This window comes from Pseudomonas syringae group sp. J254-4, from assembly GCF_032586855.1.
Classification (GTDB): domain Bacteria; phylum Pseudomonadota; class Gammaproteobacteria; order Pseudomonadales; family Pseudomonadaceae; genus Aquipseudomonas; species Aquipseudomonas amygdali.
Genome location: NZ_JAWHOO010000024.1, coordinates 53,001 through 75,282, shown reverse-complemented (window position 1 = coordinate 75,282; position 22,282 = coordinate 53,001). Strand labels below are relative to the sequence as shown.

The window sequence follows — 22,282 nt, the reverse complement described above, 5'->3', positions numbered from 1 at the left end:
AGCCTTTGCTCGGTGCTTTTTCTTGAAGCTTGCAGCTTGAGGCTTCCAGCTTAAAGCTTGCACCTTGAGGGCAACGTGATGCTAGACACCCTTCTTCCCATCCTGCTGTTCAGCGCCGTGGCCCTTGCGGCGCTGGGTGCGTGGCGGCGGGTGAGCATGTGGCGCAACGGACGGCCCTCGAAAGTCGACTTGCTCGGCGGTCTGCTGGCCATGCCCAAGCGCTATATGGTCGACCTGCACCACGTAGTCGCACGCGATAAATACATCGCCAACACCCACGTTGCCACTGCAGGCGGGGCGGTTGCCTCAATCGTGCTGGCGATTCTGGTGCACGGCTTCGGCCTGCATAACCGCGTTCTTGGCTACGCGCTATTGCTAATGACGGCGGTGATGTTTGTCGGAGCGGTATTTGTCTATAAGCGTCGTCTCAATCCGCCCGCGCGTTTGTCGAAAGGCCCGTGGATGCGTCTGCCGAAAAGCCTCATGGCGTTTTCAGCGAGTTTCTTTCTGGTCACGCTGCCGGTGGCGGGCATTCTTCCCGAGCATTTTGGTGGCTGGGTGCTGGTTGTGATCCTCGGGTTGGGCGTGTTGTGGGGCGTTAGCGAGCTGTTCTTCGGCATGACTTGGGGCGGCCCGATGAAGCATGCCTTTGCCGGGGCGCTGCACCTGGCCTGGCACCGGCGTGCCGAGCGTTTTGCTGGTGGACGTTCCACGGGCCTGAAACCTTTGGACCTGAACGATCGAACCGCACCGCTGGGTGTGGAGAAACCTCAGGACTTCACCTGGAACCAACTGCTGGGCTTCGACGCCTGCGTGCAGTGCGGCAAGTGCGAAGCGGCCTGCCCGGCGTTTGCGGCAGGCCAGCCACTCAACCCGAAAAAGTTGATTCAGGACATGGTGGTCGGCCTTGCCGGTGGCACCGACGCAAAATTTGCGGGCAGTCCCTATCCATCGCTGGATGGCAAAGGCAAGCCGCTGGGCGAGCATGGCGGCAATCCGCATCAGCCCATCGTCAACGGGCTGGTGGACGCCGAAACGCTGTGGTCCTGCACCACGTGCCGGGCCTGCGTAGAAGAGTGTCCGATGATGATCGAGCACGTCGATGCCATCGTCGACATGCGCCGTCACCTGACCCTCGAAAAGGGCGCGACGCCAAACAAGGGTGCCGAGGTACTGGATAACCTGATCGCCACCGATAACCCCGGCGGTTTTGCACCGGGCGGGCGGATGAATTGGGCGGCGGATCTGAACCTGAGTCTGCTCAGCGAGAGAAAGAGCGTTGACGTGCTGTTCTGGGTCGGTGATGGCGCGTTCGACATGCGTAACCAACGTACCCTGCGCGCGTTCGTCAAAGTCCTTAAGGCGGCCAAGGTAGATTTCGCCGTGCTGGGCCTTGAAGAGCGCGACAGCGGTGACGTGGCACGGCGTCTGGGCGATGAGGCAACCTTTCAGGTACTTGCCCGACGAAACATTCAGACCCTGGCCACTTACAGCTTCAAGCGTATCGTGACCTGCGACCCGCACAGTTTTCATGTGCTGAAAAACGAATATGGCGCTTTTGGTGGCGACTATCAGGTGCAGCACCACAGCACCTTCATGGCTGAACTGGTGCGCAATGGCGCATTGAGTCTGGGCCAGCACAAAGGTGCCAGCGTGACCTATCACGACCCGTGTTACCTGGGCCGTTATAACGGCGAGTACGAGGCCCCTCGTGACGTGCTGCGTGCGCTGGGTATAGAAATCAGGGAAATGCAGCGCTCGGGCTTTCGTTCCCGCTGCTGTGGCGGTGGTGGCGGCGCGCCGATCACCGATATCCCCGGCAAACAGCGGATTCCCGACATGCGCATGGACGACATTCGTGAAACCGCTGCCGAGGTGGTAGCAGTCGGTTGTCCACAGTGCACGGCCATGCTTGAAGGCGTGGTTGAACCGCGCCCGCTGATCAAGGATATCGCCGAGCTGGTGGCCGATGCGCTGATTGAAGAAGTTATCCCCAGCCCGTCTGTTGCCAGCAAACGTGAACCCGCGGAGGCGCACTGATGAGCGACATTATCCGCCGCGACCCTCGTGCCGAGTGGATCGCTCGCAATCGACTGCACCCGCTGCATGCCGCCATGCAGCCTGTGCAGAGCAGTTGGATGGGACCAAACGGTTTGCTGCGCAAGAACGTGCATGGCCTGGGTTTTATCGGTCCCAACGGCATCAAGCGTATCGACCGCAGCGGCGCTCAGCAGGGTGGCGCGGTCAAGCGTTCAACCGTCGCCGACGTGCAGTTGCCACTGCATACCATCATCGAGCCAGCGTTCTATATCACGGTGGTGCCCGATATGGTCGGCGGCCGCCTGAGCAGCCACGATCGCGACTTGCTGGGGCTGGCGCGTCAGCTTGCGGGAGCCGACGGTGCCGTGCTGGCAGTGGTGTTCGGCGAACACAAGGAAACTGCTTTCGACGTTGCTGGCGTGGATCGGTTATTGATTATCGACGGTGCCGGGTTCGACGGTTATTCACCGGAACAGCGCGTGCAAGGATTGCGAGCTGTGGATAACCAGTTCAACCCGCGCCACTGGCTGCTGCCGGACAGCCGCACCGGCGGTGGCGAACTGGGAAGACGTTTTGCCGCCAGCATCGGCGAGCGACCTGCAACGCGGGTCTGGCAGGTCAAGGACCAGCTGTGCATAAGTCGGGCAGGAGCCGGGCGCGAAGACCTGGTTCGGCCTTTGGCCCGTCTGATTCTGGCCGCCGTAGAGTGTGCCGAACCGGTGAGCGAAACCCGCCACGAGGTAGTGCCGGTCGAGTTGTCCACAGGCGTAGCACGCAGCCTGCCGCGTATCGAAGACTTGGGGGCGGTAGCCGTCGATCCCGGCGTTATCCCCATGGCTGAAGCCGAATTCATTCTGTCTGGCGGCAATGGTGTCAAAGACTGGGACCTGTTTCATCAGGCCGCTTCGGCACTCGGGGCCACCGAAGGGGCGTCGCGGGTGGCGGTGGACGATGGTTTCATGGGGCGCGAGCGTCAGGTGGGCGCCAGCGGCACCTGGGTTACCGCAAGGGTGTACGTTGCCGTCGGTATATCCGGGGCCATCCAGCATCTGCAGGGCATCGGCGCCTGCGACAAGGTTATTGCGATCAATCTGGATGCGGGGTGCGACATGGTCAAGCGCGCTGATCTATCGTTCATCGGCGAGAGCGCCGAAGTGCTCACGGCATTGATCGCTGCGGTGGCAGCCTGGCGCAGCGGAGGTAAGCGTGATGCAGCTTGAAGTGTCTGTGGATAAGCATGCGGTACAGATCATCAGTCTGGTGTCAATCGGGGCCCACCCGACATCGGGTCGTGCGCGCCGCGCCGAACAGGATGCGCGGGCCGTCGAGCTTGGCTTGCAGCTGGCTGGGGATAACTTGCAGGTACTGCACGCAGGCAATGCCGAAGAACCGGCGCTGCGCGCTTACCTTGGTATGGGGCTCAGCGAGCTGCATGTGCTGGAGCAACCCGAGGGCGCCGATGCGCTGATTGCGTTGACTGACTACCTCCGGGATTCTGCCGCGCAGGTGGTGTTGGCCGGCAGTCAGGCTGAAACCGGTGAAGGGTCGGGGATGCTGCCCTTTCTGTTGGCTGAAAGGCTGGGCTGGCCATTGGTGACCGGTCTGGCTGAAGTCGAGTCGCTGAACAACGGTACCGCAGTGGTGTTGCAGGCTCTGCCTCGCGGCCAGCGTCGTCGGCTGAAGGTCCGCCTGCCGTTTCTGGCCACTGTGGATAACGCGGCTCCCAAACCTCGACAGAGCGCATTCGGGCCCTCACAGCGTGGCACGCTGGACACCGAAAGAGTTCAGGTCGTTGCCGATGAGTTATTGACCAACCAATCGCTGCAGCCAGCCAGACCGCGGCCTAAACGCCTGAAAGTGATCAAGGCCAAGAGCGGCGCTGATCGCATGAAAGCCGCCACTGCCAAGGCCAGCGGCGGCGCAGGCCAAGTGCTGAAGGGGCTGTGCCCGGAAGAGGGCGCAGCCGCGATTCTGAAGCTGTTGATCGATGAGGGCGTCGTAAAGTAAGGCTATGGTCTTGTGCTGCCCTCTTTGATGGGCGGTTTGCCTTTCTGCTCGGAGAGAGGCCGGGAGTAGGCATAGGAAATACTCCCGTCTAGACCATCGCCATTACTGACCTCGACTTTTACATCCGCGTTTTCGTAACTGCGGTTGAAACTCGAAATGGTGATGGGTAGCAAAATGGCTCGTTTGAACGTCACGCCTGTACGGCCTTGACCAATATTCTTTTCGGGAAGACTTACGCACAATCCCTGTGCGTGTGCCTGTGGATAATGTGTTCGTGAACGTCTGAAGGGCCTGTAGAACGTGGCTTTTGGAGTGGTGTTCAAAAAACGATCAATCTAACTCTTTATTTTCATTGCATTTTTTTGTGGATAAATGCGCACTGCCATCTGCCAGCCACTGGGTTTGCCCACAATCTCTGTGCGCGTGCTTGTGGACAAGTTGTTTGTGATTACCTGCAAGCCTTGTAAATAAAGGCTTTGGAGATTTTGTATGAAAAATGATCAAAGCAGGGTTTTGCGTGCAGCGTTGGTTCATTCGGGTGGTTTTTCAGCCATTTTATACGTTGTCCACAGCAGGCCGGGTGATTGGGACGAAGTTGTACCCAAAGTCTGTTGGCGCTTCTGTGGATAAGGTGTTCGCGCTCCTCTGTAACCCAGTGAAACTGTGGGCTACAAGGTTTTGAGCAAAAAATGTACAGGTGCAATGTTTGCAAGGTGATCTGGATAAGTGATTGTTATCCAGTACATTCCTGCGTCAGCGCAACGACTCACCCACATGAACGCTTTGAAGGCTGTGTGGATAAGTCATTTCGTCGCTATATTTTCAAGCCCGTCTCATCGGCTATGGCAGCAGGTACCTGACGCCACGAGGATTACTGCCATTTTTTCGGCAAACCGGGATAAAGTTTGCCGCCTGCTTGCTCCACCCAAAGCGCCCACAACGTTGGTGCACTACCTGGCTTCCAGTCTATTTGTGAGGTGTGAGGATTGAGACAGATATAGGTGTCGCCGCCATACGTCACTTTATCCCCCTCCAAATAGGACTGAGCTGTTTTCCACTCAGAAATCGCTGCGCTGGTCGAAGCGTGTACAACATTGCTTGGGCCAGACAGGTTTTTCTCTGTATCGAGCGCGCCGGCAAGACACTGATACGTTTTAGCCGCTGTTAGTCCTTCCACAGTGTACTTGAGTGTTGTGGCGTCGAGACTCACTGTCTCCCCGCCAAAGGTTATGAGGCGGTAGGACGCGACACCCAGTGCACTGAAAGACGCGTCCCACTCTAATGAAACACTGGTCATTGTTGCGGCGGTCTGGCGTAAGTTGCCTGGTGGCGTAGGGCGATCGTCAGAGGGCTCGGACTTTGTAGTGACCAAGAGCGTTTCAGAGCGCTCAGAGCTGTTTCCCACGCTGTCAATCGCCTGGATCTGATAACCATAAAGACGGCTGTGCAAGACACTTGTGTCAGTAAAGGGTGCGCTTTCAACGCGCTGTAAAAAAACATTATCCCTGAAGAGGTCATATTGGACGTGAGCAACTTTCGCCTTGCTCCAGTCGAGCGTTACCGACGTTGTGGTCTGTTCGGTGGATTTGAAGTCGAGAGGCAGTGACGGGTTACCGGGCACAGGTGTTTCGCCAGCGGTCTTGACCTTTAATACATTACTGACCTCTGACCACTGAAGTTCGGTATCTTGTGCAACGACGTAGTATTCATACTGAGTATCGGCAGTGACGTCGCTATCGGTATACGCGGTCGTTACGCTTGCGATCGTTTGAAAAGGCCAGCCATTGCGGCCAATTTGATACCTGACGATTTGGCTATCGCTGGTAGACGGTGTCCACGTTAGCGACACGCTGCTCTCGGTGACCTCCGCGAGGCTCAATACAGGTGTCGTCGGTTTTGCATCGCCTCCGCCTTCACTCTGTGTACGCACGGTGAGTGCGGCCGAGAATTCGGATGTGTTGCCTATGACATCAATTGCACGCACCTGGTAACTGTAAGCAGTACCGGGCTGAAGGCCGGTATTGTTATAAACAGGGTTGTCTACAAGAAAGGAGTCCGCACCGTTACGACGCAATTCATATTGCAAGACCGGTTGCGGGCCTTCCGAGAGTGACCAGTTCAGTTTCACCGACGTTGCAGTTTTTTCGGTTGATCTGAGATCAGCAGGTACTGATGGTTTTTCCGGTACAGGTGTTTCGCCTCCGGTGAGATAACCGTAGCGGTTCACGAACTCCCAGTTGTACTCCTCGCCGCTTTTGTCCTTGCCTGCGTCCCAGTTGACTGACCAGGTCATCAGCCCGCGAATCGGATTGCCGGCGTCTTCCAGCTCTTGCAGTGCATCCTTGACGTCCTGCGGATCAACCACGTAACCGGTGGCGGCGGCGTCATTGTTGGTCGGTAGACCAATGGCCAGCCTGTCGGCCGGAATTTTAGTGAAGCCACGCGTACCGTGGATCAAGCTGTCGGTCAGGTAGTAAATAAACTCTTTCTTATGGGCGTCGTTGTTTTGAGTGACCCACAGGTTCAGCTCATCGACCCATATGCCATCGCCGCCCTGGTTATAATACTGTGGCGCAATAAAGTCATAGATGTCTTCCAGAGCGTTGATGTAGGCCAGGTAAGCGCCGCCGCTTTTCAACGATTCCAGGAACGTCACGACGTCTTTTAGAAACGGAAAGTACGCAGTGATTTCTTTCAATAAAGGCAGTTTTTTGCTGACTCTAAGGTAAGGAAATTCCGGGGCCATGCTGATGATGAAGTGCTGACCTTCTGTCTCGTAATACTCGCGCACCATCCTCAACGCAGCGGGTAATACGGTCTGGTTATCGGCAAAGGTAATAGCAGCTTGTTCAAGGTCGATATCCAGGCCGTCAAAGCCATAGGTTTCAACCAGACGAATAATTTCATAGGCCAGTGCATCTTCCTGACCGGCATGCAACTCAATATGCGCGTCAGCCCCGCCAAGAGAAATCAGCACTGCACGGCCTTGTGCATTCAGTGCTGCCACCTGAGCGCGAAACGCATCATCACTCAGGTTATAAGGTTTGAAGGTGGGAATGCCGGCACCTTTCATAAAGGCCACGGCCACGACGTTATACGCTTCGGGTATGTCGGTCAGCGCCATCTCTTTGAAGAGGCCTTGCTGGTAACCTTGACCGGGTTCGGAAGGCCAGTTATGCCAGAACCCCATGAGAATATTTTTGCCCCTTATATCCGGCATGGCCGAGGCGGCATCGGTTGTTTTGTTTTTATATTGATTAATGATTTTTGGGTTGAGCATAGTCCGTGTCTCCTTCCGTTGGATTGACTTCAACGAGAGTTGATCACGAGAGGGGTTTTCAGGTAACTGTCAGAAATGACGGTATCGGCGGAGGAGTTGTTGTGCGGGGGAAACGGGAAATTCGTCAGTCGACGATCGTTTGAGCAGGCTCACCTCGCTGGAGAGTGAGCCGTACTCAGTATTGCCAAGGGCAGGTGTGCCCTCTACTCGTGATTCACCGCCACGCCCTTCAGATAGGGTGCAGGCTCTGCCCCGAGGTTTTCCAGCATGCGCGAGCTGTACCAGTCGACGAAGTTGACCACGCCGAACTCATAGGTTTTCGAATAAGGCCCGGGTTGATAGGCGGTAGAGTTAATGCCGCGCTGGTTTTCTTCGGCAAGACGGCGGTCCTGATCATTGGTGGCATCCCAGACCTGGCGCATGCGTTCCACGTCGTAGTCCACACCCTCGACTGCATCCTTGTGGACAATCCATTTGGTCGTAACCATGGTTTCCTGCGCACTGATCGGCCACACCGTGAATACGATGATGTGATCGCCCATGCAGTGGTTCCAGGAGTGCGGCAAATGCAGAATACGCATCGAGCCCAGGTCCGGGTTCTGGATGCGGCCCATCAGTTTTTTGCAGCCGACCTTGCCGTCCAGGGTCATCGACACCGTGCCTTTGAGCAGCGGCATACGCACGATACGGTTACGCAGGCCGAAACTGGCGTGGGCGTAGGGGATTTTCTCGGCGTCCCACGCAGCAGCAGATGCGGCCACGTGATCCTTGAAGGCCTGATCGGCACGCGGGTCTGTGACATCGTCCCATTCCAGCAGGGTTTTGAGCAGCTCAGGGTGCGAGCCACCGCAGTGGTAGCACTCGCGGTTGTTCTCCAGTACAAGCTTCCAGTTGGCCTTTTCCATCAAGGTGGTTTGCACCGCCACCTTGGTGTTCTCCATATCATAGGGTTCCATGTAGTGCCGCAGCGTCGACAGGAACTCGTCGATGGCAGGCGGGTTCTCCGCCAGGCTGATGAAAATGTAACCGCCTGCGGTCTTGACGTGCACCGGCTTGAGGCCGAACTGCTTCATGTCGAAGTCGTCGCCCATTTCAGTGCCCGCATACAGCAGGCGGCCATCCAGCTCGTAGGTCCACTGGTGATAGTGGCAAACCAGTTTGGCGACCTTGCCTTTCTCTGCGGTGCACAGGCGCGAGCCGCGATGGCGGCATACGTTGTGGAACGCGTTGACTGCACCGTCCGGGCCGCGAACCACCAGGATCGGGTTCTTGCCGATCTGCAGCGTCAGGTAATTGCCCTTGGTCGGGATCTCGCACGTCATCCCGGCAATCAGCCACTCCTTGTGAAAGATTTCCTGCATGTCGATTTCAAACAGTCGGTCATCACTGTAAAAAGGCTGCGGCAGCGAGTAGGTGCGCTCGCGATTCTGCAGCATCTCGGCAGTGGCCTTGCGTGCAGGTTCCAGCGGATCGCCCAGGCTCAAGGTTGCGGTGACGTCCATCGATTAAATCCCTCATGACCGCGGCATGGGCGGCCTGCGAATGTGGCTGATACGGGTGTGATCGCGTTGCACGCATGACGATAGATCAGTCGACCATGCTTATGACCCTTGGTGGCGAGTGTGGAGCCGGGCGCTGAGTGAACCTTATCCATGGGCGACATGGCCGCATCCGTTCCCGACGCGACAGGCCTTGTTGCACGGGGCTGGTCGCGGTAAGTACGTGAATGTCGTTGATAGGTAAATGGCCGCCTCGCGCGTTACGCAGAATCCGCAGCATGAGAGGCCGACAGTCGGCCGTGGAGATCGAGTATGTCGCAAAGTTTCCTGAGCCCGGTCACGACCCAGACATGGGCCAACGGTCGCCACCTGGTACGTGTCGTCAAAGTCATCCAGGAAACCTGGGATGTGCGCACTTTCTGCTTCATGGCCGACCAGCCGATCATGTTCTTTTTCAAGCCAGGGCAGTTCGTGACCCTGGAGCTGGAGATCGATGGTCTGCCGATCATGCGCTCTTACACCATCTCCAGCTCACCGTCGGTGCCCTACAGCTTTTCGATCACCGTCAAACGCGTACCGGGCGGCAAGGTCTCCAACTACCTGCACGACACACTCAGTGAGGGTCAGGAACTGGCCGTGCACGGGCCGGTCGGGCTGTTCAATGCCATCGATTTCCCCAACCCGAAGATTCTCTACCTTAGCGGTGGCGTCGGCATCACGCCGGTGATGTCCATGGCGCGTTGGTTCTATGACACCAACGCCAATGTCGACATGGTGTTTGTGCACAGCGCCCGCTCGCCCAAGGACATCATCTATCACCGCGAGCTGGAACACATGGCCTCGCGGATCGATAACTTCAGCCTGCATCTTGTCTGCGAAAAGCATGGGCTGGGTGAGCCGTGGGCCGGTTATCGCGGCTACCTGAACCAGAAAATGCTTGAACTGATGGCCCCGGACTTCATGGACCGCGAGGTGTTCTGCTGCGGGCCGACGCCGTACATGGCGGCGGTCAAGCGTCTTCTGCTGGAAAACGGCTTCAACATGGCGCAATACCATGAGGAGTCGTTCGGCGCGACACCGCCTGAAGCGCGGGCCGATGCAGTCGAGCAGGCCGAAATCGCAGCCGACACGCCGGATGTCGACGCCGCCGACCTGCATCAGGTGGAATTCACCGACACCGGCAAGAGCATTCGCGTGGCCCCGGGCGAAACCGTCCACGCCGCTGCCGCCAAACTCGGCCTGATGATCCCCAAAGCATGTGGTATGGGCATTTGCGGCACCTGCAAGGTTATGAAGCTGAGCGGCGAAGTGGAAATGGAGCACAACGGCGGCATCACCGACGAGGATGTTGCAGAGGGCTACATTCTGTCCTGCTGCAGCGTACCGAAGGGGGATGTGCGGATTGAGTATTGAGGCATTCGTCTCGTGTCTTTAGATTTAATGTGTTTCTGTATCATAAAGATGATTTACACAATGACCTCGAAGGGTAATCATCGGTTTTCTGTTTAGGGCATTGCGAGCTGCAATGCCGGTATTCCACAGGACGTGTGATGTTACAAAATAATCGTCACAATCTGGAGCTTGAGAAGCTGCAATTGGAATGTCGCAAGCTCGTTGCAGAAACGCGAAAGCTGTTGTCTGAAGACAAAAAACTGAAACGAGAGGCTTTCTGGTATCCGTTTCTGGTGGGCGCGGGACTTATAACTGCAGGTAGCGCAGTCCTCAAGCTGCTTGCTCCAAGCTGACCGACCGACGAGGAGTCCAGGCGATCTCTTGAAATTTGCGGGTGAACGGTTCAGATTGCTTTCATAGGGCTCGCGATAGGCCTGCACTATATTTTTACAGGACGAATCATGGATACCTTAACTTCAAAAGTTGATTCACCCGTAAGTCGTGAAATAGCCGATCTGGACGCACGCATGAATGCAAAGGAGTCGTTTGCATCGCGCATAGGCCTTTTGCCGTTCGCCACAGGAGCCCTGGCCGCGCTTGCCACATTGATTGCAGTGCAAGTCATTAGCCGCCTGTAGCGTTTCTTCCTTACTTCCCTCCTTCCTTCATCAGCAGCAGCCCTTGTATCCGGGCTGTTGCCTGTTCAAGACCGGACGCAGAGCGCCCGGAAGTGCATTTCGACGCTGAGCTTCGCACGATAGTCGAGATTATCGTTGCGCACGCTCCGGTGTCGGAATGCCTGTCGTGGCGCTCTGCGTCATACATCTGCGTCGCGCTGCGTAGTCAGGATTTAGCCGGGACTTCATGACCCACTGTGACTCTGCTTATAAGCCGCCAGCGCTGGCAGCAGTTGCTGGTCGATGGCCTGGCGGACGGCGGGGAGGAGGGTGGCACTGCCGGTCAGGAGTTGCTCTACCAGACGTCGCAGGGCTGTAGCGCGTTCGACGTTCAGGCCGCAAACGGCTTGCGCGCAGGCTTGTTCAGCGGTTGCGCCGCCGGGTGCTTCGAAGCCCAGGGCTCTGAGTTGGCCGAGCAGGTCTTCCTGGTCAATCAAATCTGCGTGCATCATGGCTTCTGTTCCTTTGATCGGGCTTTTTTCCGATTCTGGTAGGGCAGACTGCCAAGGGCAAGTCCTGTGCGTCGCGCATGGCAGGATTGACTACAGGTACGTCGTTTTCAGTTCAGGTCATGCTATTCGATTTGCAGGTTTTCTATTGTGTTGTCGACCATGACCTTTGCCATGTCCACCAGGTGCATGATGGTGAGCGTCATGTCTCGCTGCGCGCCGGTCATGCTGTCGCTGAATTCAAAGGCGCTGGTTGCAGCACAGCGCAGCAGGTCGCTGGCATACATCAGCGCATCTTCATGGCTGACTTTGGGGCGGGCGTTGAAGAGGGGTGGGTCGGGGACGATTTTCAGCATGTGATGTATCTCCTGGAGTTTTAGAAGACCATCACCGTCGGCTACTAAGCGAGGGTGGTGATCATGCGCAGGTAGTAGCCCGGTCCAGGAACCCCGGTGCATCCGAAGATGCCCCACGCACGACCACCATAAAAAATGCAGGCCGTGAAAGGGCACCTGCACAAGGTGGCGCAATGCGCCTGGATTTAACGAGGGCTACTAATCCTCATCGCTGAATATGCAGCGACGGGCGCAGAGTAGTGATCGAAATCGGCAGGCACAAGGGGGCGGGAGTTTCTCGGAAATTTCCTTCAAACGAAAGAGACGAGTCCCGCAAATTCGTTACAAATTCTTGTTCATTGCTCAGGTTTGCTAAACTGCGCAGCTTGCCAGGAGCTGCCATGAATTACCGTCACGCCTACCATGCCGGCAACCACGCCGACGTGTTCAAACACCTGACTCTGACTCGCTTGATCGCCCTCATGGCGCGCAAGGAGCAGCCGTTCGCCTATCTCGACACCCACGCGGGGTTGGGGTTATACGACCTCAAGGGCGATCAGGCCACCCGCACCGGAGAGTGGCTGGAAGGCATCGGCCGTCTTTGGGATGCACCGGATTTGCCCGCGCTGGCCTCCGATTACTTGCAAGTGCTGCACGACATGAACCCCGACGGCGAGCTGCGCTACTACCCCGGCTCGCCGGAGCTGGCCCGTCGCCTGACCCGCGAGCGCGAGCGTGTGCTGCTCAACGAGAAGCACCCCGAAGACGGGCGTCTGCTCAAGGAAAACATGAAGGGCGACCGCCGCGTGGCGGTGCATCTGGGGGAGGGCTGGCATGTGCCACGCGCCTTGCTGCCGGTGGCTGAAAAGCGTGCCGTGATGCTCATCGACCCGCCGTTCGAGCAGCTCGATGAAATGAAACGCTGCGCTGTAGCGCTCAAGGAAACCATCGGACGCATGCGTCAGACGGTGGCTGCTATCTGGTACCCGATCAAGGATACCCGCCTGCTGCGCCGCTTCTATCAGGACCTGGCCGAGACTGGCGCACCCAAGTTGTTGCGCGTCGAGCTGTTCGTCCACCCGCTGGACACCCCGGCCAGCCTCAACGGTTCAGGCCTGGCCATCGCCAACCCGCCGTGGGGCCTGGAAGAAGAGCTGCGTGAGCTGATGCCTTATCTGGCAGACAAACTGGGCCAGACCCAGGGCGGCTGGAAGATGGACTGGTTGATCGCCGAGTAATTGAACCAGTCGTGACCACTCTGAAGCCCGAAGGGTGCGAGAGGTTCAGGAGATAGCTCTTGTATTCCCAAACGCAGCAATGAATGAGCTTTTGTGGGAGCGAGCTTGCTCGCGAAAGGGCCAGTGCAGTCCTCGAAAACAGGGCGTTTGAACCATTGCCTTCGCGAGCAAGCTCGCTCCCACTTATCCTGCTAACAAGGCATCAGTCCCCTTTTCCTGCCAATCAGCCAGCTCAAGCTGGCAGACAAACTCCGGTACCACCAAGGCCGCAATAACCCTGAGGGTTCTTGGCCAGATATTGCTGGTGGTATGCCTCGGCAAAGTAGACCGTCGGAGCTTCTTCTATTTCAGTGGTAATTGCGCCTAGCCCGGCCTTGCTCAGTTCCGCCTGGAATTCTGCAGCGCTGGTCTTGGCGGCGTCGAGCTGTTCGGGAGTGGTGCAGTAGATCACCGAGCGGTACTGAGTACCGATGTCGTTACCCTGACGCATACCCTGGGTCGGGTTGTGCGCTTCCCAGAACACCTTGAGCAACGACTTGTAGCTGGTTTTCTCGGGCTCGTAGACAACCAGCACCACTTCAGTGTGGCCAGTCAGACCGGAGCAGACTTCTTCGTAAGTCGGGTTCGGGGTAAATCCGCCCGCATACCCCACGACGGTGCTCACCACACCTTCCTGTTGCCACAGGCGGCGTTCTGCGCCCCAGAAGCAACCCAGGCCGAAGATGGCGAATTCCACATTGCTCGAAAACGGTCCCAGCAGCGGGTTGCCGTTGACGAAATGAGTTTCCGGAAGCGCCATAGGCGTTTCACGACCCGGCAGTGCTTGTTCGGCGGTGGGCAGTACGTTTTTGTTCACTAGAATTTCCGAGCGCAGAGTCATGAACCATATCCTCTCGTTTAGAGACAGGCAGCAGGGGCCAGGACAGATGAGCAGAGTTACATAGGTCCCGTTACACGCACAAACAAGTGCTGCCGTGTAATAACAGCCTGACAGTGTGCCCGAGAGAGCAGGGTGCAGGGAAGGTTGTCAGGCGGACGGACGACGCGGGTAGCGCTTCAGTTTCTCGATCAGCTCTTCGCCAGGGATAGGCTTGTCGAACAGATAGCCCTGGCCCACATCGCAACGATGACGGCGCAGGAACGCCAGCTGTGCAGCGGTTTCAATGCCTTCGGCGACCACTTTGAGCTTGAGGTTGTGGGCCATCGCGATGACCGCAGAGGTGATTTCCATGTCGTCTTCATCATCCGGAATATCGCGGATGAAGCTGCGATCGATCTTGATCACATCAATGGGGAATTTCTTCAGGTAGCTGAATGAGGAGTAACCGGTGCCGAAGTCATCCATGGCCAACGACAGGCCAAGCTTCTTCAGCGAGTCCAGCTGCTGGCGCGTGTCTTCGGTGGCTTCCAACAGCAGGCCTTCGGTCAGTTCCAGTTCCAGCAGCGAAGGATCCAGCTCTTCTTCTCTGAGGATAGCGGCAATCGATGACACCAGTTCGGGGTCGGAAAACTGCTTGGGTGACACGTTGATCGCCACCTGCAAATTGCCGAAACCAGCGGCGGTGAGGTCCTTGCTCATGCGGCAGGACTGGCGAGCGACCCACTTGCCGATGGGGATGATCAGGCCGGTTTCTTCCGCCACGCTGATGAACTGATCGGGGCGGATCATGCCTTTTTCAGGATGATTCCAGCGCAGCAGCGCTTCCATGCCCAGCAGACGACCGGTCAGCAGACACAGCTTGGGCTGGTAGAACACCTCCAGTTCGTTCTGGGTCAGGGCGCGGCGCAGGTTGTTTTCCACAAACAGCTTGTAACTGGCCTCGGCATTCAATGCTTCGGTAAACACCTGAACCTGATGTTTGCCGTTGGCTTTGGCCTTGTGCAGGGCCAGACCTGCGTTTTTCATCAGGGTCTGCGGGTCACGACCGTGCAGCGGCGCGCAGGCAAGGCCCACCGAGCCGGTGACGCTGATCAGCTGATTGTCGACGAACATCGGCTTGTCCAGCGTGGCCAGTACCTGACTGGCGGTGGCCTGTCCGGCTTCCTGATCCGTGTTGTCGAGCAGTACGGCAAATTCGTTACTGGCAAAGCGCGCCAATACATCGGACGGGCTCAAGGTGTTGCGCAGGCGCCGCGCCAGGCTGATCAACAGTTTGTCACCGGTCTGGTGGCCGAGGCTGTCGTTGATGCGCTTGAAGTTGTCGATGTCGACCAGCAACAGGCTCATCGGCGTGTCGGTGTCACGGGCAAAACGTTCGTCCAGGTTGCGGATGAAGGCCGGACGGTTGCCCAGATTGGTCAGGTTGTCAGTGTAGGCCAGGCGCTCGATACGCTGCTGGGCCAGCTTGCTCTGAGTGATGTCTTCATAGATGCCGATGTAGTGCGTCAGCTCGCGATTATCGCCATACACCTTGGAAATCGACAGCTGGCCCCAGTAGGGTTCGAGGTTCTTGCGTCGACTTTTGAACTCACCCTGCCAGCTGTTGCTGTTGGTCAGGCTGGAGTTGGCTTCCAGCAACAACTGGTTGAGGTTTTCCAGCGCAGGCAGTTCCGAGAGCTTGTGCCCGGAGACCTCATCGGAACTGTACTGCGTGATCGCCGTGAAGCTTGGGTTGACGTATTCGACCACGCCGTTGCAGTTGACCAGCAGAAAGGCGTTGGCGCTTTGTTCGACCGCACGCTGGAACAGGTGCAGCGCATTGGTCGCGGCCCGACGGTTGTGGTTGTTGATGACCTGGGCGAACTGGTCGGCCAACTCGCCAGCGAAGGCGATCTCGTCGGACTGCCACTCGCGTATCGAGCCGGACTGTTCCAGGCAGAGCACGCCAATGACCTGGCCATCGATACGAATACTCGCATCGAGGACCGCCTTGTCTTCTCCAGGCGTCAGGCTTTCGGCCATTTCGCGGGTGCGCGGGTCGGTCTGGATATTGCTGGCGTCAATCGCCCTGCTGGTATTAAGCGCTTGCAGATAGGTGGGGTAGGCGCTGATATCAATCGGAGTACGCGACTGATAGTCGCCGCTTTCGCGACGATAGTCGGTGATCGGCTCCAGACGCTTGTCGGTGAGGTTCCAGATACTGACATGATCGACGTCATAAATGTCGCAAGCGCTTTTGGTGATCAGCTTTGCCGCTTCCAGCAGCGTATTGGCTGTGGTGTAACGATGCCGGGTCAGGCGCAGGATCAGGTCCTGCTGGGCACGCACGCGTTCCAGGTGGGCAAACTGGTCACGCTGGGCGCGCTGGTTGAGTTCAAGGGCAATCTGCAGGCGCAGGTTGCGGGTTTCGAGATCGGAGTCAGTGGCGCTCTCGCTTTCTGTGACAAGGCCATCGACGATCAGAAAATAACCACGCAGCAGATGACGATTGTGCTGCTTGTAGGCTTCGCCGATCTCCAGCAAACCAAGCGTACCCTTGGGGCTGTGCAGGGTGTAGCGAATCAGGTAATTCGGAGAGGAGGCCAGTTGCTGCTGGATGTCGTCATGCAGTTGATAACGTGCTTGCGGCTCCATGAGGCTGGCATAAGGGGATCCAATCAAGGCGCAAAGGTCGACGGCGGGCAGGCCGAACTGCTTTTCGCAATTCGGATCGAGAAACAATAGCGCCCAATTGGCTTCATTCAGCCGCTCGAAACGCAGCATGCCCAGGCGCGAAGGCACTGGCAATTGCGTCACTACCTCGGCTGCGGATCTACCGGCAGCATCGGTTTGGCTTTTCATGAACAAACTCGCTTCCGAAATACTAGTCGCGACGGGCGTAAACCCCACTTTCGCGTATGGCAAGGTTGCATGATGCGGCTCGTGCTTACAAGAGACCACAGTGGCTTAGTGCTATAAAAGTGTCGGCCGGTTGCCCAGGTTCTTCAATGTATCTGGTCGGATACTTGAAACTGCTCGTTTTTCGGGCAAAGTCCCTGTTTTAAAGGGGGATTTCGCCATGCAGGTTTGCTCTTGTCCAGAAGGGTTGTCAATCAGGTTGTCGCGGCCTTGGCCTCCTTCGCTGGCAACTGCAGGAAAATCCCGGCGGCAAACATGGCCAGAACTCCGACGCTCAGGAACGTCAGCTGGAAAGCCTCCAGCACGCTGCTGAGCTCGCCGGTGGCAACTTCTTCGCTGAAACCGCCCAGCAAGGCCGCAGCGCTTGCGACCCCAAGGCTCAGTGAGAGTTGGGCCACCACCGAGAGCAGGCTGTTGCCGCTTGCCGCGCTGGCATCGTCCAGATCGATCAGGGTGACGGTATTCATCGCTGTGAACTGCAAGGAGTTGACCGCGCCGAGCAGGCCCAGATGCACCAGCAAAACCCAGTACGGCGTCTGCACATCGACCAGTGCCAGGCTTGCCAGCAGGATGCCCAGCAGCAATGTGTTACCGGTCAGAATGAGGCGATAGCCCATATGCTCGATCAGCCAACGCGCTACCGTCTTGGCGAACATTCCTGCAGCTGCCAGCGGCAACATGCTCATGCCCGCCTCGGAGGGCGAATACCCCAGCGCCACTTGCAGCAGCAGCGGGATCAGGAACGGCAAGGCTCCGCTGCCCAGACGGGCGAACAGATTGCCCAGAATGCCAACGGCAAACGTGCGGGTGCGAAAAAGCGAAGGGGCAAACAATGGCGATTCAATGTGCCCGGCGCGTAGCCAGTAGGCTGCCAGGCAGCCCATCCCGACAAACAGCAGAAGCACCACGCGCATGTGTGGCAGGTTCAGCTCGCCCAGCCCCTCAAGGGCAATGGTGATCAGCACCATTGCCGCGCCAAACAGGATGAACCCGATACCGTCAAAACGCGTTCGACCGCCTCCGGGAAGGTCGGGGATGAAGTGTTTGACGGCATAGCAGCCGAGAATCCCGACCGGAATATTGAGCAGGAAAATCCAGTGCCAGCTCAGGTACTCGACCATCCAGCCGCCAAGCGTTGGCCCCAGCAACGGTCCCAGAAGACCGGGCACGGTGATAAAGCCCATGATCCGTACCAGCTCCGACCGCGGATACGCACGCAAGACGATCAGGCGTCCGATGGGCAGCATCAGCGCGCCACCCAGCCCCTGAATCACCCGCGCCGCCACCAGCACATTGAGCGACCAGGACAGCGCGCACAGCAGCGAGCCGAAGCTGAACAGCAAAATGGCGCTGAAGAAGATGCGCTTGATCCCGAAACGATCGGCAATCCAGCCCGAGGCCGGGATCAGCAGTGCGATGGTCAGCATGTAGGCGATAACCACCGACTGCATGCGCAGGGGGTCTTGCGCCAGCGAGCTGGCCATGGACGGCAGGGCGGTGTTGAGGATCGTGCCGTCCAGGCTTTGCATGAAGAACGCAATGGCGATGACCCAGGGCATCCAGCGCAGGGTCTTTTCATCCATGATTGGCGCTGCTGAGTTCGACATAAGCTCCTGCTACAAGGTTAGGGTGAGTCGGCTTATCAGAGCGCCGGGCAGTTGAATCGACCCCGTCTGGCGCTGAGTGTAGGTACTCGATTGAAGAATCAGTTCCCGCTCGCGAGTCAGGTCCTCCAGTGCGCTACCCAACAGGCTGTAGGCGCTGTCATCGAAACGCATGGTGCTGACCGGTGCAACGATCTTGCCGTCTTCGACCCAGAATGTTGCGAAACGTGTCATCCCGGTCAGACGTGCGGCAGCGCGATCCGAAAAGTTCAGGTACCACAGGTTGCTGATGTAAAGGCCTGTGCCGAGCTTTTCAAGGATCTGGTCCAGCTCCAGCGAGCCGCCGGCAATGCTCAGTGCGCTTGGACCTTCGCCATAATCCGCGCCGTTGGCAGGCAGGTCGTACTCAGCGGCGCTGCTCGAGTCCACCAGTCGCTCGCGGGCCTGCCCATTTACGATCAGCTTCAGGTCCTTGCGCGGGTAGCCTTCGCGTGAGAAGGCTGGCGAGAGCGAGCCACTGACTTGCTCGTCGAAGCTGATCAGCGGGCTGAAATGAGTCTCGCCGTCATACAGCCTTTGCAACGGGCTGCGCTTGCTGGCCACCGCTTGCGCGGAAAAGCCGCCCCAGCTGAGCATGCCAATGACTTCGTCCAGTGCCGCCGGAGCCAGATAGGCGCGGTATTGACCGGGCTTGAGGGTGTGCAGTGGACGGCCGAGAAATTCGAGCTGCTCACGGGCCTGCTGAAAGCGTTGCACGAACGCTTCGTTGTTCCAGTCGTGACCTGCGTAATTGGCTTTCACCGCCTGGCCGTTTTCATGAAACAGGCTCCAGTCGAAATTGAAGCTGTTGGCCTGATGCCAGCCCAGCGCTCCCCACGAACTGGCGAAACCCCGGTACAGCGGGCCAGCCGCGTAAAAACCCACCAGATCGAGGTCGCCTGACAGTTGGCTGATCTGCTCGACCACTTTTGCACTGTCCGGCAGCGGTAAGTCCTGCACATTGCTGCTCTGCCAGGCCTGTGTGTTAGGCAACAGATACGGGTCTTTCGCCAGCGAAGGCAGGGTTTCGCGCAACTGCTGCAAGGCGTTGGAAAGGCGCCGAGTGTCGGTCTCCTGATCTCCGGACAGGGTCACTTCCAGGTTGGCATGACGTCCGTCGTCGATCAGTTTGAAGGTTGCAATGACCTGCTGCACGCTCCCGGCCTGCCGAACCTGGCCGTGGTTGAAGCGAATGAAGTCGGACGCTTCGGCGTCGTAGGCCAGGGTGAAGTGTTCCGTCGGGCTGATGGCAGCCTTGAGCACGGCGACCAGCGCCTCGAACTGCTGTTGGTGTGACATCAGGCATCCCCTCCAAACACATCGACATTGGCAAAAACACACGCCGGAGAGGCATGGCCTACACGGATCACCTGATTGGGTTCACCCTTGCCACAGTTGGGCGTGCCCAGCACTTTGAAGGTACTGGCATCACCGACTGCGCTGAGGTTTTTCCAGAACTGTGCAGAAATCGCCCGATAGTTGGGGTTCTTCACCACGCCCTTGAGTTCACCGTTTTCAATTAATTGGCCCCATTCGCAGCCGAACTGGAACTTGTTGCGCGCGTCGTCGATGGACCAGGAGCGATTGCTCGACATCAGGATGCCGTGCTCGATGTTACCGATCAGGCCGTCCAGTGACTGGTCGCCCGGTTCGATGTTCAGGTTGGCCATGCGATCGATGGGCGCACGGTTCCAGCCGCAGGCGCGGCTGTTGGCGACCCCGTCCAGGCCGCTGCGGTATTGCGACAGTGCGCCGCCGAGCGGGCGTTGCAACAGGCCGTCACGAATCAGGAACTGTTTACTGGCGGCCGTGCCATCGTCGTCGTGCGCGTAGCTGGCCAGTTGTTCAGGAATGTCCGGGTCGAACGTCACGTTCAGCAGGCTGGAGCCGTATTGCAGGGTGCCGAAATCGGTCGTCTTGACGAAGCTGGTACCTGCGTAATTACGCTCGTCGCCGAGAATCCGGTCCAGTTCCAGCGGATGGCCGATGGACTCGTGAATCTGCAGCACCATCTGATCCGGCATCAGCAGCAGGTCGCGTGGGCCTGACGGTGTGTTGGGTGCGAGGATAAGCTGCAAGGCCTCATCGGCGACGTTGGCCGCAGAGCCGATCAGACCGCAACTGCTCAGTACTTCAAGACCGCCCTGTTGGCCGAAGTTGTCGCCGCCCAGGTTACGCGTCTGGCTGTCACGGCCATCGTAGGCGGTGACGCTCAGGCCCGGAAAAACGAAGCGCTGCGCCTGACGAAGCTCTGCGCCCGCGGTGTTCAGGTAAATCTGCTCAACCGTTTCCAGCCCCAGTACGGCCTGCCAGTTGACCAGCCGTTCGTCTTTCGGGACGGCGCTGGACTCGGCCATCAGCAGGCCGATGCAGTCGCTCAGTGGCGGGAAGGCTTGATCCATGTGCGGCGACAGATAGTCAGCCTTGGCGGTCGAGACAGCTTGATCGCTCAGGTTCAGCAACGCGTGTGGTGCCAGGCGACGTGCCAGCGCTTCGGCCTGCTGCAAGGCGGCTTGCAAACCCCGAAGGGAAATGTCGTTGGTGGCGGCGTAGGCTTCAACACCGTTCAGGCGCACGGTCAGCATTGCGCCCTCGTCGCTGCTCAGCGACGGTGGCTCGGCCACATTCTTGCGCACGCACAGGCGCTGGCCGGTGCGGTGCACGTAACGTACGGAAAAAAATTGCGCTTCACTCTGCAGAGCAGCGAAATGCTGCTTGAGCCGGGCGGAGAAATCGAACATGCAGACAAGCTCCTTCTTGAGGGTGGTCAGTGAAGTGCGGGCGGCCTTTTGAGCCGATTACCGTTGAGAGGGAGATTACCCTCCACGATTGCCAGGCTGCACCTGCAAGCTTTGAGCCAGACGCTTCAGCCCTGCATCACCAGCTTGATATCGGCGGCCAGTTCACGCACGCGCTCTTCTTCGGTGTCCCAAGAGCACATAAAGCGTGCGCCGCCGTTGCCGATGAAGGTATAGAAACGCCAGCCCCTGGCGGTCAATGCTGCAATGGCCGGTTCCGACAATTGCAGAAACACGCCATTGGCCTGTACCGGAAACATCAGCTCCACGCCTGGAATATCCTTGACCAGTTCGGCCAGCAGTTGTGCGCAATGGTTGGCGTGGCGGGCATGTTTGAGCCAGGCGTCGTTTTCCAGCAGCCCGACCCACGGGGCAGACAGAAAGCGCATTTTCGACGCCAGTTGCCCGGCCTGTTTGCAGCGGTAATCGAAGTCTTCAGCCAGGTCATGGCTGAAAAACAGGATGGCTTCACCCACCGCCATGCCGTTTTTCGTACCGCCGAAGCACAGCACATCGACGCCGGATTTCCAGGTCAGTTCTGCCGGTGAGGCCTCCAGAAAGGCGCAGGCATTGGAGAAGCGGGCACCGTCCATGTGCAGATGCAGGCCCAGCTCCTTGCAGGTCGCACTGATTGCCTTGAGTTCTTCGGGCTGATAAACGCCGCCTACCTCGGTGGCCTGGGTCAGCGTCACGACGCGCGGTTTGGGGTAGTGAATATCCTGACGCTTGAGCGCCACTTCGCGAATCGACTCCGGGGTCAGCTTGCCGCCTGCGCTGCGTGCTGTCAGCAGTTTGGAGCCGTTGGAGAAAAACTCCGGCGCGCCGCATTCATCGGTTTCAACGTGAGCCGTTTCCGAACAGATGACACTGTGGTAACTCTGGCACAGCGATGACAGCGCCAGCGAGTTGGCCGCTGTGCCGTTGAAGGCAAAAAACACTTCGCAGTCGGTTTCGAACAGACGGCGGAAATCATCTGATGCGCGTGCAGTCCATTGATCGTCACCATAGGCACGTTGATGCCCCTTGTTCGCCTGCTCCATGGCTGCCCAGGCTTCAGGGCAGATACCGGAATAGTTGTCGCTGGCGAACTGTTGGCTTTGGTCTGTCATGGCCGATTCCTTATGGGCGATTATGGTGCGCACTGTA

The 22,282-nt window shown here is 58.1% G+C and carries 17 protein-coding genes; 7 read left to right on the top strand and 10 right to left on the bottom strand.

Annotation, left to right across the window (positions count from 1 at the left end; all coding sequences use genetic code 11):
* Window positions 1-78 precede the first annotated feature (78 nt).
* From dgcB to RYB09_RS22880, 3 genes are read left to right on the top strand one after another with little or no spacing between them, the layout of a single operon-like run.
* Complete coding sequence (gene dgcB, locus RYB09_RS22890; RefSeq protein ID WP_316890345.1) at window positions 79-2,040, top strand: dimethylglycine demethylation protein DgcB; 1,962 nt, start codon at window positions 79-81, stop codon at window positions 2,038-2,040.
* Window positions 2,040-3,260, top strand: coding sequence for an electron transfer flavoprotein subunit alpha/FixB family protein (locus tag RYB09_RS22885; protein WP_316890344.1), 1,221 nt, complete (start codon window positions 2,040-2,042; stop codon window positions 3,258-3,260). Before dgcB ends, RYB09_RS22885 begins: the two co-directional genes overlap by 1 nt.
* Window positions 3,250-4,047, top strand: coding sequence for an electron transfer flavoprotein subunit beta (locus RYB09_RS22880; protein ID WP_316890368.1), 798 nt, complete (start codon window positions 3,250-3,252; stop codon window positions 4,045-4,047). The genes RYB09_RS22885 and RYB09_RS22880 overlap by 11 nt, the downstream gene beginning before the upstream one ends.
* An 871-nt stretch (window positions 4,048-4,918) precedes the next feature.
* Here the strand turns inward: RYB09_RS22880 and RYB09_RS22875 are convergent.
* Entirely contained in the window at window positions 4,919-7,327 is a 2,409-nt protein-coding gene (locus RYB09_RS22875; protein WP_316890341.1) for a fibronectin type III domain-containing protein, read from the bottom strand.
* A 203-nt stretch (window positions 7,328-7,530) separates the two neighbouring features.
* Window positions 7,531-8,829, bottom strand: coding sequence for a glycine-betaine demethylase subunit GbcA (gene gbcA, locus RYB09_RS22870; protein WP_002555658.1), 1,299 nt, complete (start codon window positions 8,827-8,829; stop codon window positions 7,531-7,533).
* A gap of 309 nt (window positions 8,830-9,138) precedes the next feature.
* Between gbcA and gbcB the strand changes: the two genes are divergently transcribed.
* The 3 genes from gbcB to RYB09_RS22855 all read left to right on the top strand — a co-directional run bounded on the left by gbcB (window position 9,139) and on the right by RYB09_RS22855 (window position 10,856).
* Entirely contained in the window at window positions 9,139-10,239 is a 1,101-nt protein-coding gene (gbcB, locus tag RYB09_RS22865) for a glycine-betaine demethylase subunit GbcB (protein ID WP_004654878.1), read from the top strand.
* Between the two features lie 137 nt (window positions 10,240-10,376).
* On the top strand, window positions 10,377-10,571 hold the full coding sequence (locus tag RYB09_RS22860; protein ID WP_058408330.1) for a hypothetical protein: 195 nt from the start codon (window positions 10,377-10,379) through the stop codon (window positions 10,569-10,571).
* A 108-nt stretch (window positions 10,572-10,679) separates the two neighbouring features.
* Window positions 10,680-10,856: a hypothetical protein gene (locus RYB09_RS22855; RefSeq protein ID WP_160329158.1), complete on the top strand. Its 177-nt coding sequence runs from the start codon at window positions 10,680-10,682 to the stop codon at window positions 10,854-10,856.
* A 224-nt stretch (window positions 10,857-11,080) separates the two neighbouring features.
* Here RYB09_RS22855 and RYB09_RS22850 read toward each other — a convergent pair whose 3' ends face one another.
* Both RYB09_RS22850 and RYB09_RS22845 read right to left on the bottom strand, forming a co-directional pair.
* Window positions 11,081-11,347, bottom strand: a complete 267-nt coding sequence (locus RYB09_RS22850) for a hypothetical protein (RefSeq protein ID WP_058408329.1) — start codon at window positions 11,345-11,347, stop codon at window positions 11,081-11,083.
* 122 nt (window positions 11,348-11,469) lie between these two features.
* Window positions 11,470-11,700, bottom strand: coding sequence for a DUF6124 family protein (locus RYB09_RS22845; protein ID WP_058408328.1), 231 nt, complete (start codon window positions 11,698-11,700; stop codon window positions 11,470-11,472).
* A 380-nt stretch (window positions 11,701-12,080) separates the two neighbouring features.
* On the opposite strand from RYB09_RS22845, the gene RYB09_RS22840 reads away from it, so the two are divergent.
* Window positions 12,081-12,917: a 23S rRNA (adenine(2030)-N(6))-methyltransferase RlmJ gene (locus RYB09_RS22840; protein ID WP_230017043.1), complete on the top strand. Its 837-nt coding sequence runs from the start codon at window positions 12,081-12,083 to the stop codon at window positions 12,915-12,917.
* A gap of 232 nt (window positions 12,918-13,149) precedes the next feature.
* On the opposite strand, the gene msrA is transcribed toward RYB09_RS22840, so the two are convergent.
* The 6 genes from msrA to RYB09_RS22810 all read right to left on the bottom strand — a co-directional run bounded on the left by msrA (window position 13,150) and on the right by RYB09_RS22810 (window position 22,245).
* A complete protein-coding gene (msrA, locus tag RYB09_RS22835) occupies window positions 13,150-13,797 on the bottom strand; it encodes a peptide-methionine (S)-S-oxide reductase MsrA (protein ID WP_058401177.1) in 648 nt (215 codons plus the stop codon).
* A gap of 147 nt (window positions 13,798-13,944) precedes the next feature.
* Window positions 13,945-16,638 carry a GGDEF and EAL domain-containing protein gene (locus RYB09_RS22830; RefSeq protein ID WP_219170459.1) on the bottom strand — a complete coding sequence of 898 codons (2,694 nt, stop codon included), beginning with the start codon at window positions 16,636-16,638 and terminating at the stop codon, window positions 13,945-13,947.
* 251 nt (window positions 16,639-16,889) lie between these two features.
* Window positions 16,890-18,302, bottom strand: a complete 1,413-nt coding sequence (gene mdtD / locus RYB09_RS22825) for a multidrug transporter subunit MdtD (protein WP_058401179.1) — start codon at window positions 18,300-18,302, stop codon at window positions 16,890-16,892.
* Between the two features lie 9 nt (window positions 18,303-18,311).
* Window positions 18,312-19,637, bottom strand: a complete 1,326-nt coding sequence (locus tag RYB09_RS22820) for a TldD/PmbA family protein (RefSeq protein ID WP_058401180.1) — start codon at window positions 19,635-19,637, stop codon at window positions 18,312-18,314.
* The gene (locus RYB09_RS22815) at window positions 19,637-21,079 is read right to left on the bottom strand and encodes a TldD/PmbA family protein (RefSeq protein ID WP_230017039.1); all 1,443 of its coding nucleotides are present in this window, start codon (window positions 21,077-21,079) and stop codon (window positions 19,637-19,639) included. The genes RYB09_RS22820 and RYB09_RS22815 overlap by 1 nt, the downstream gene beginning before the upstream one ends.
* 125 nt (window positions 21,080-21,204) lie before the next feature.
* Window positions 21,205-22,245 carry a low specificity L-threonine aldolase gene (locus RYB09_RS22810; RefSeq protein WP_058401182.1) on the bottom strand — a complete coding sequence of 347 codons (1,041 nt, stop codon included), beginning with the start codon at window positions 22,243-22,245 and terminating at the stop codon, window positions 21,205-21,207.
* Window positions 22,246-22,282 lie beyond the last annotated feature (37 nt).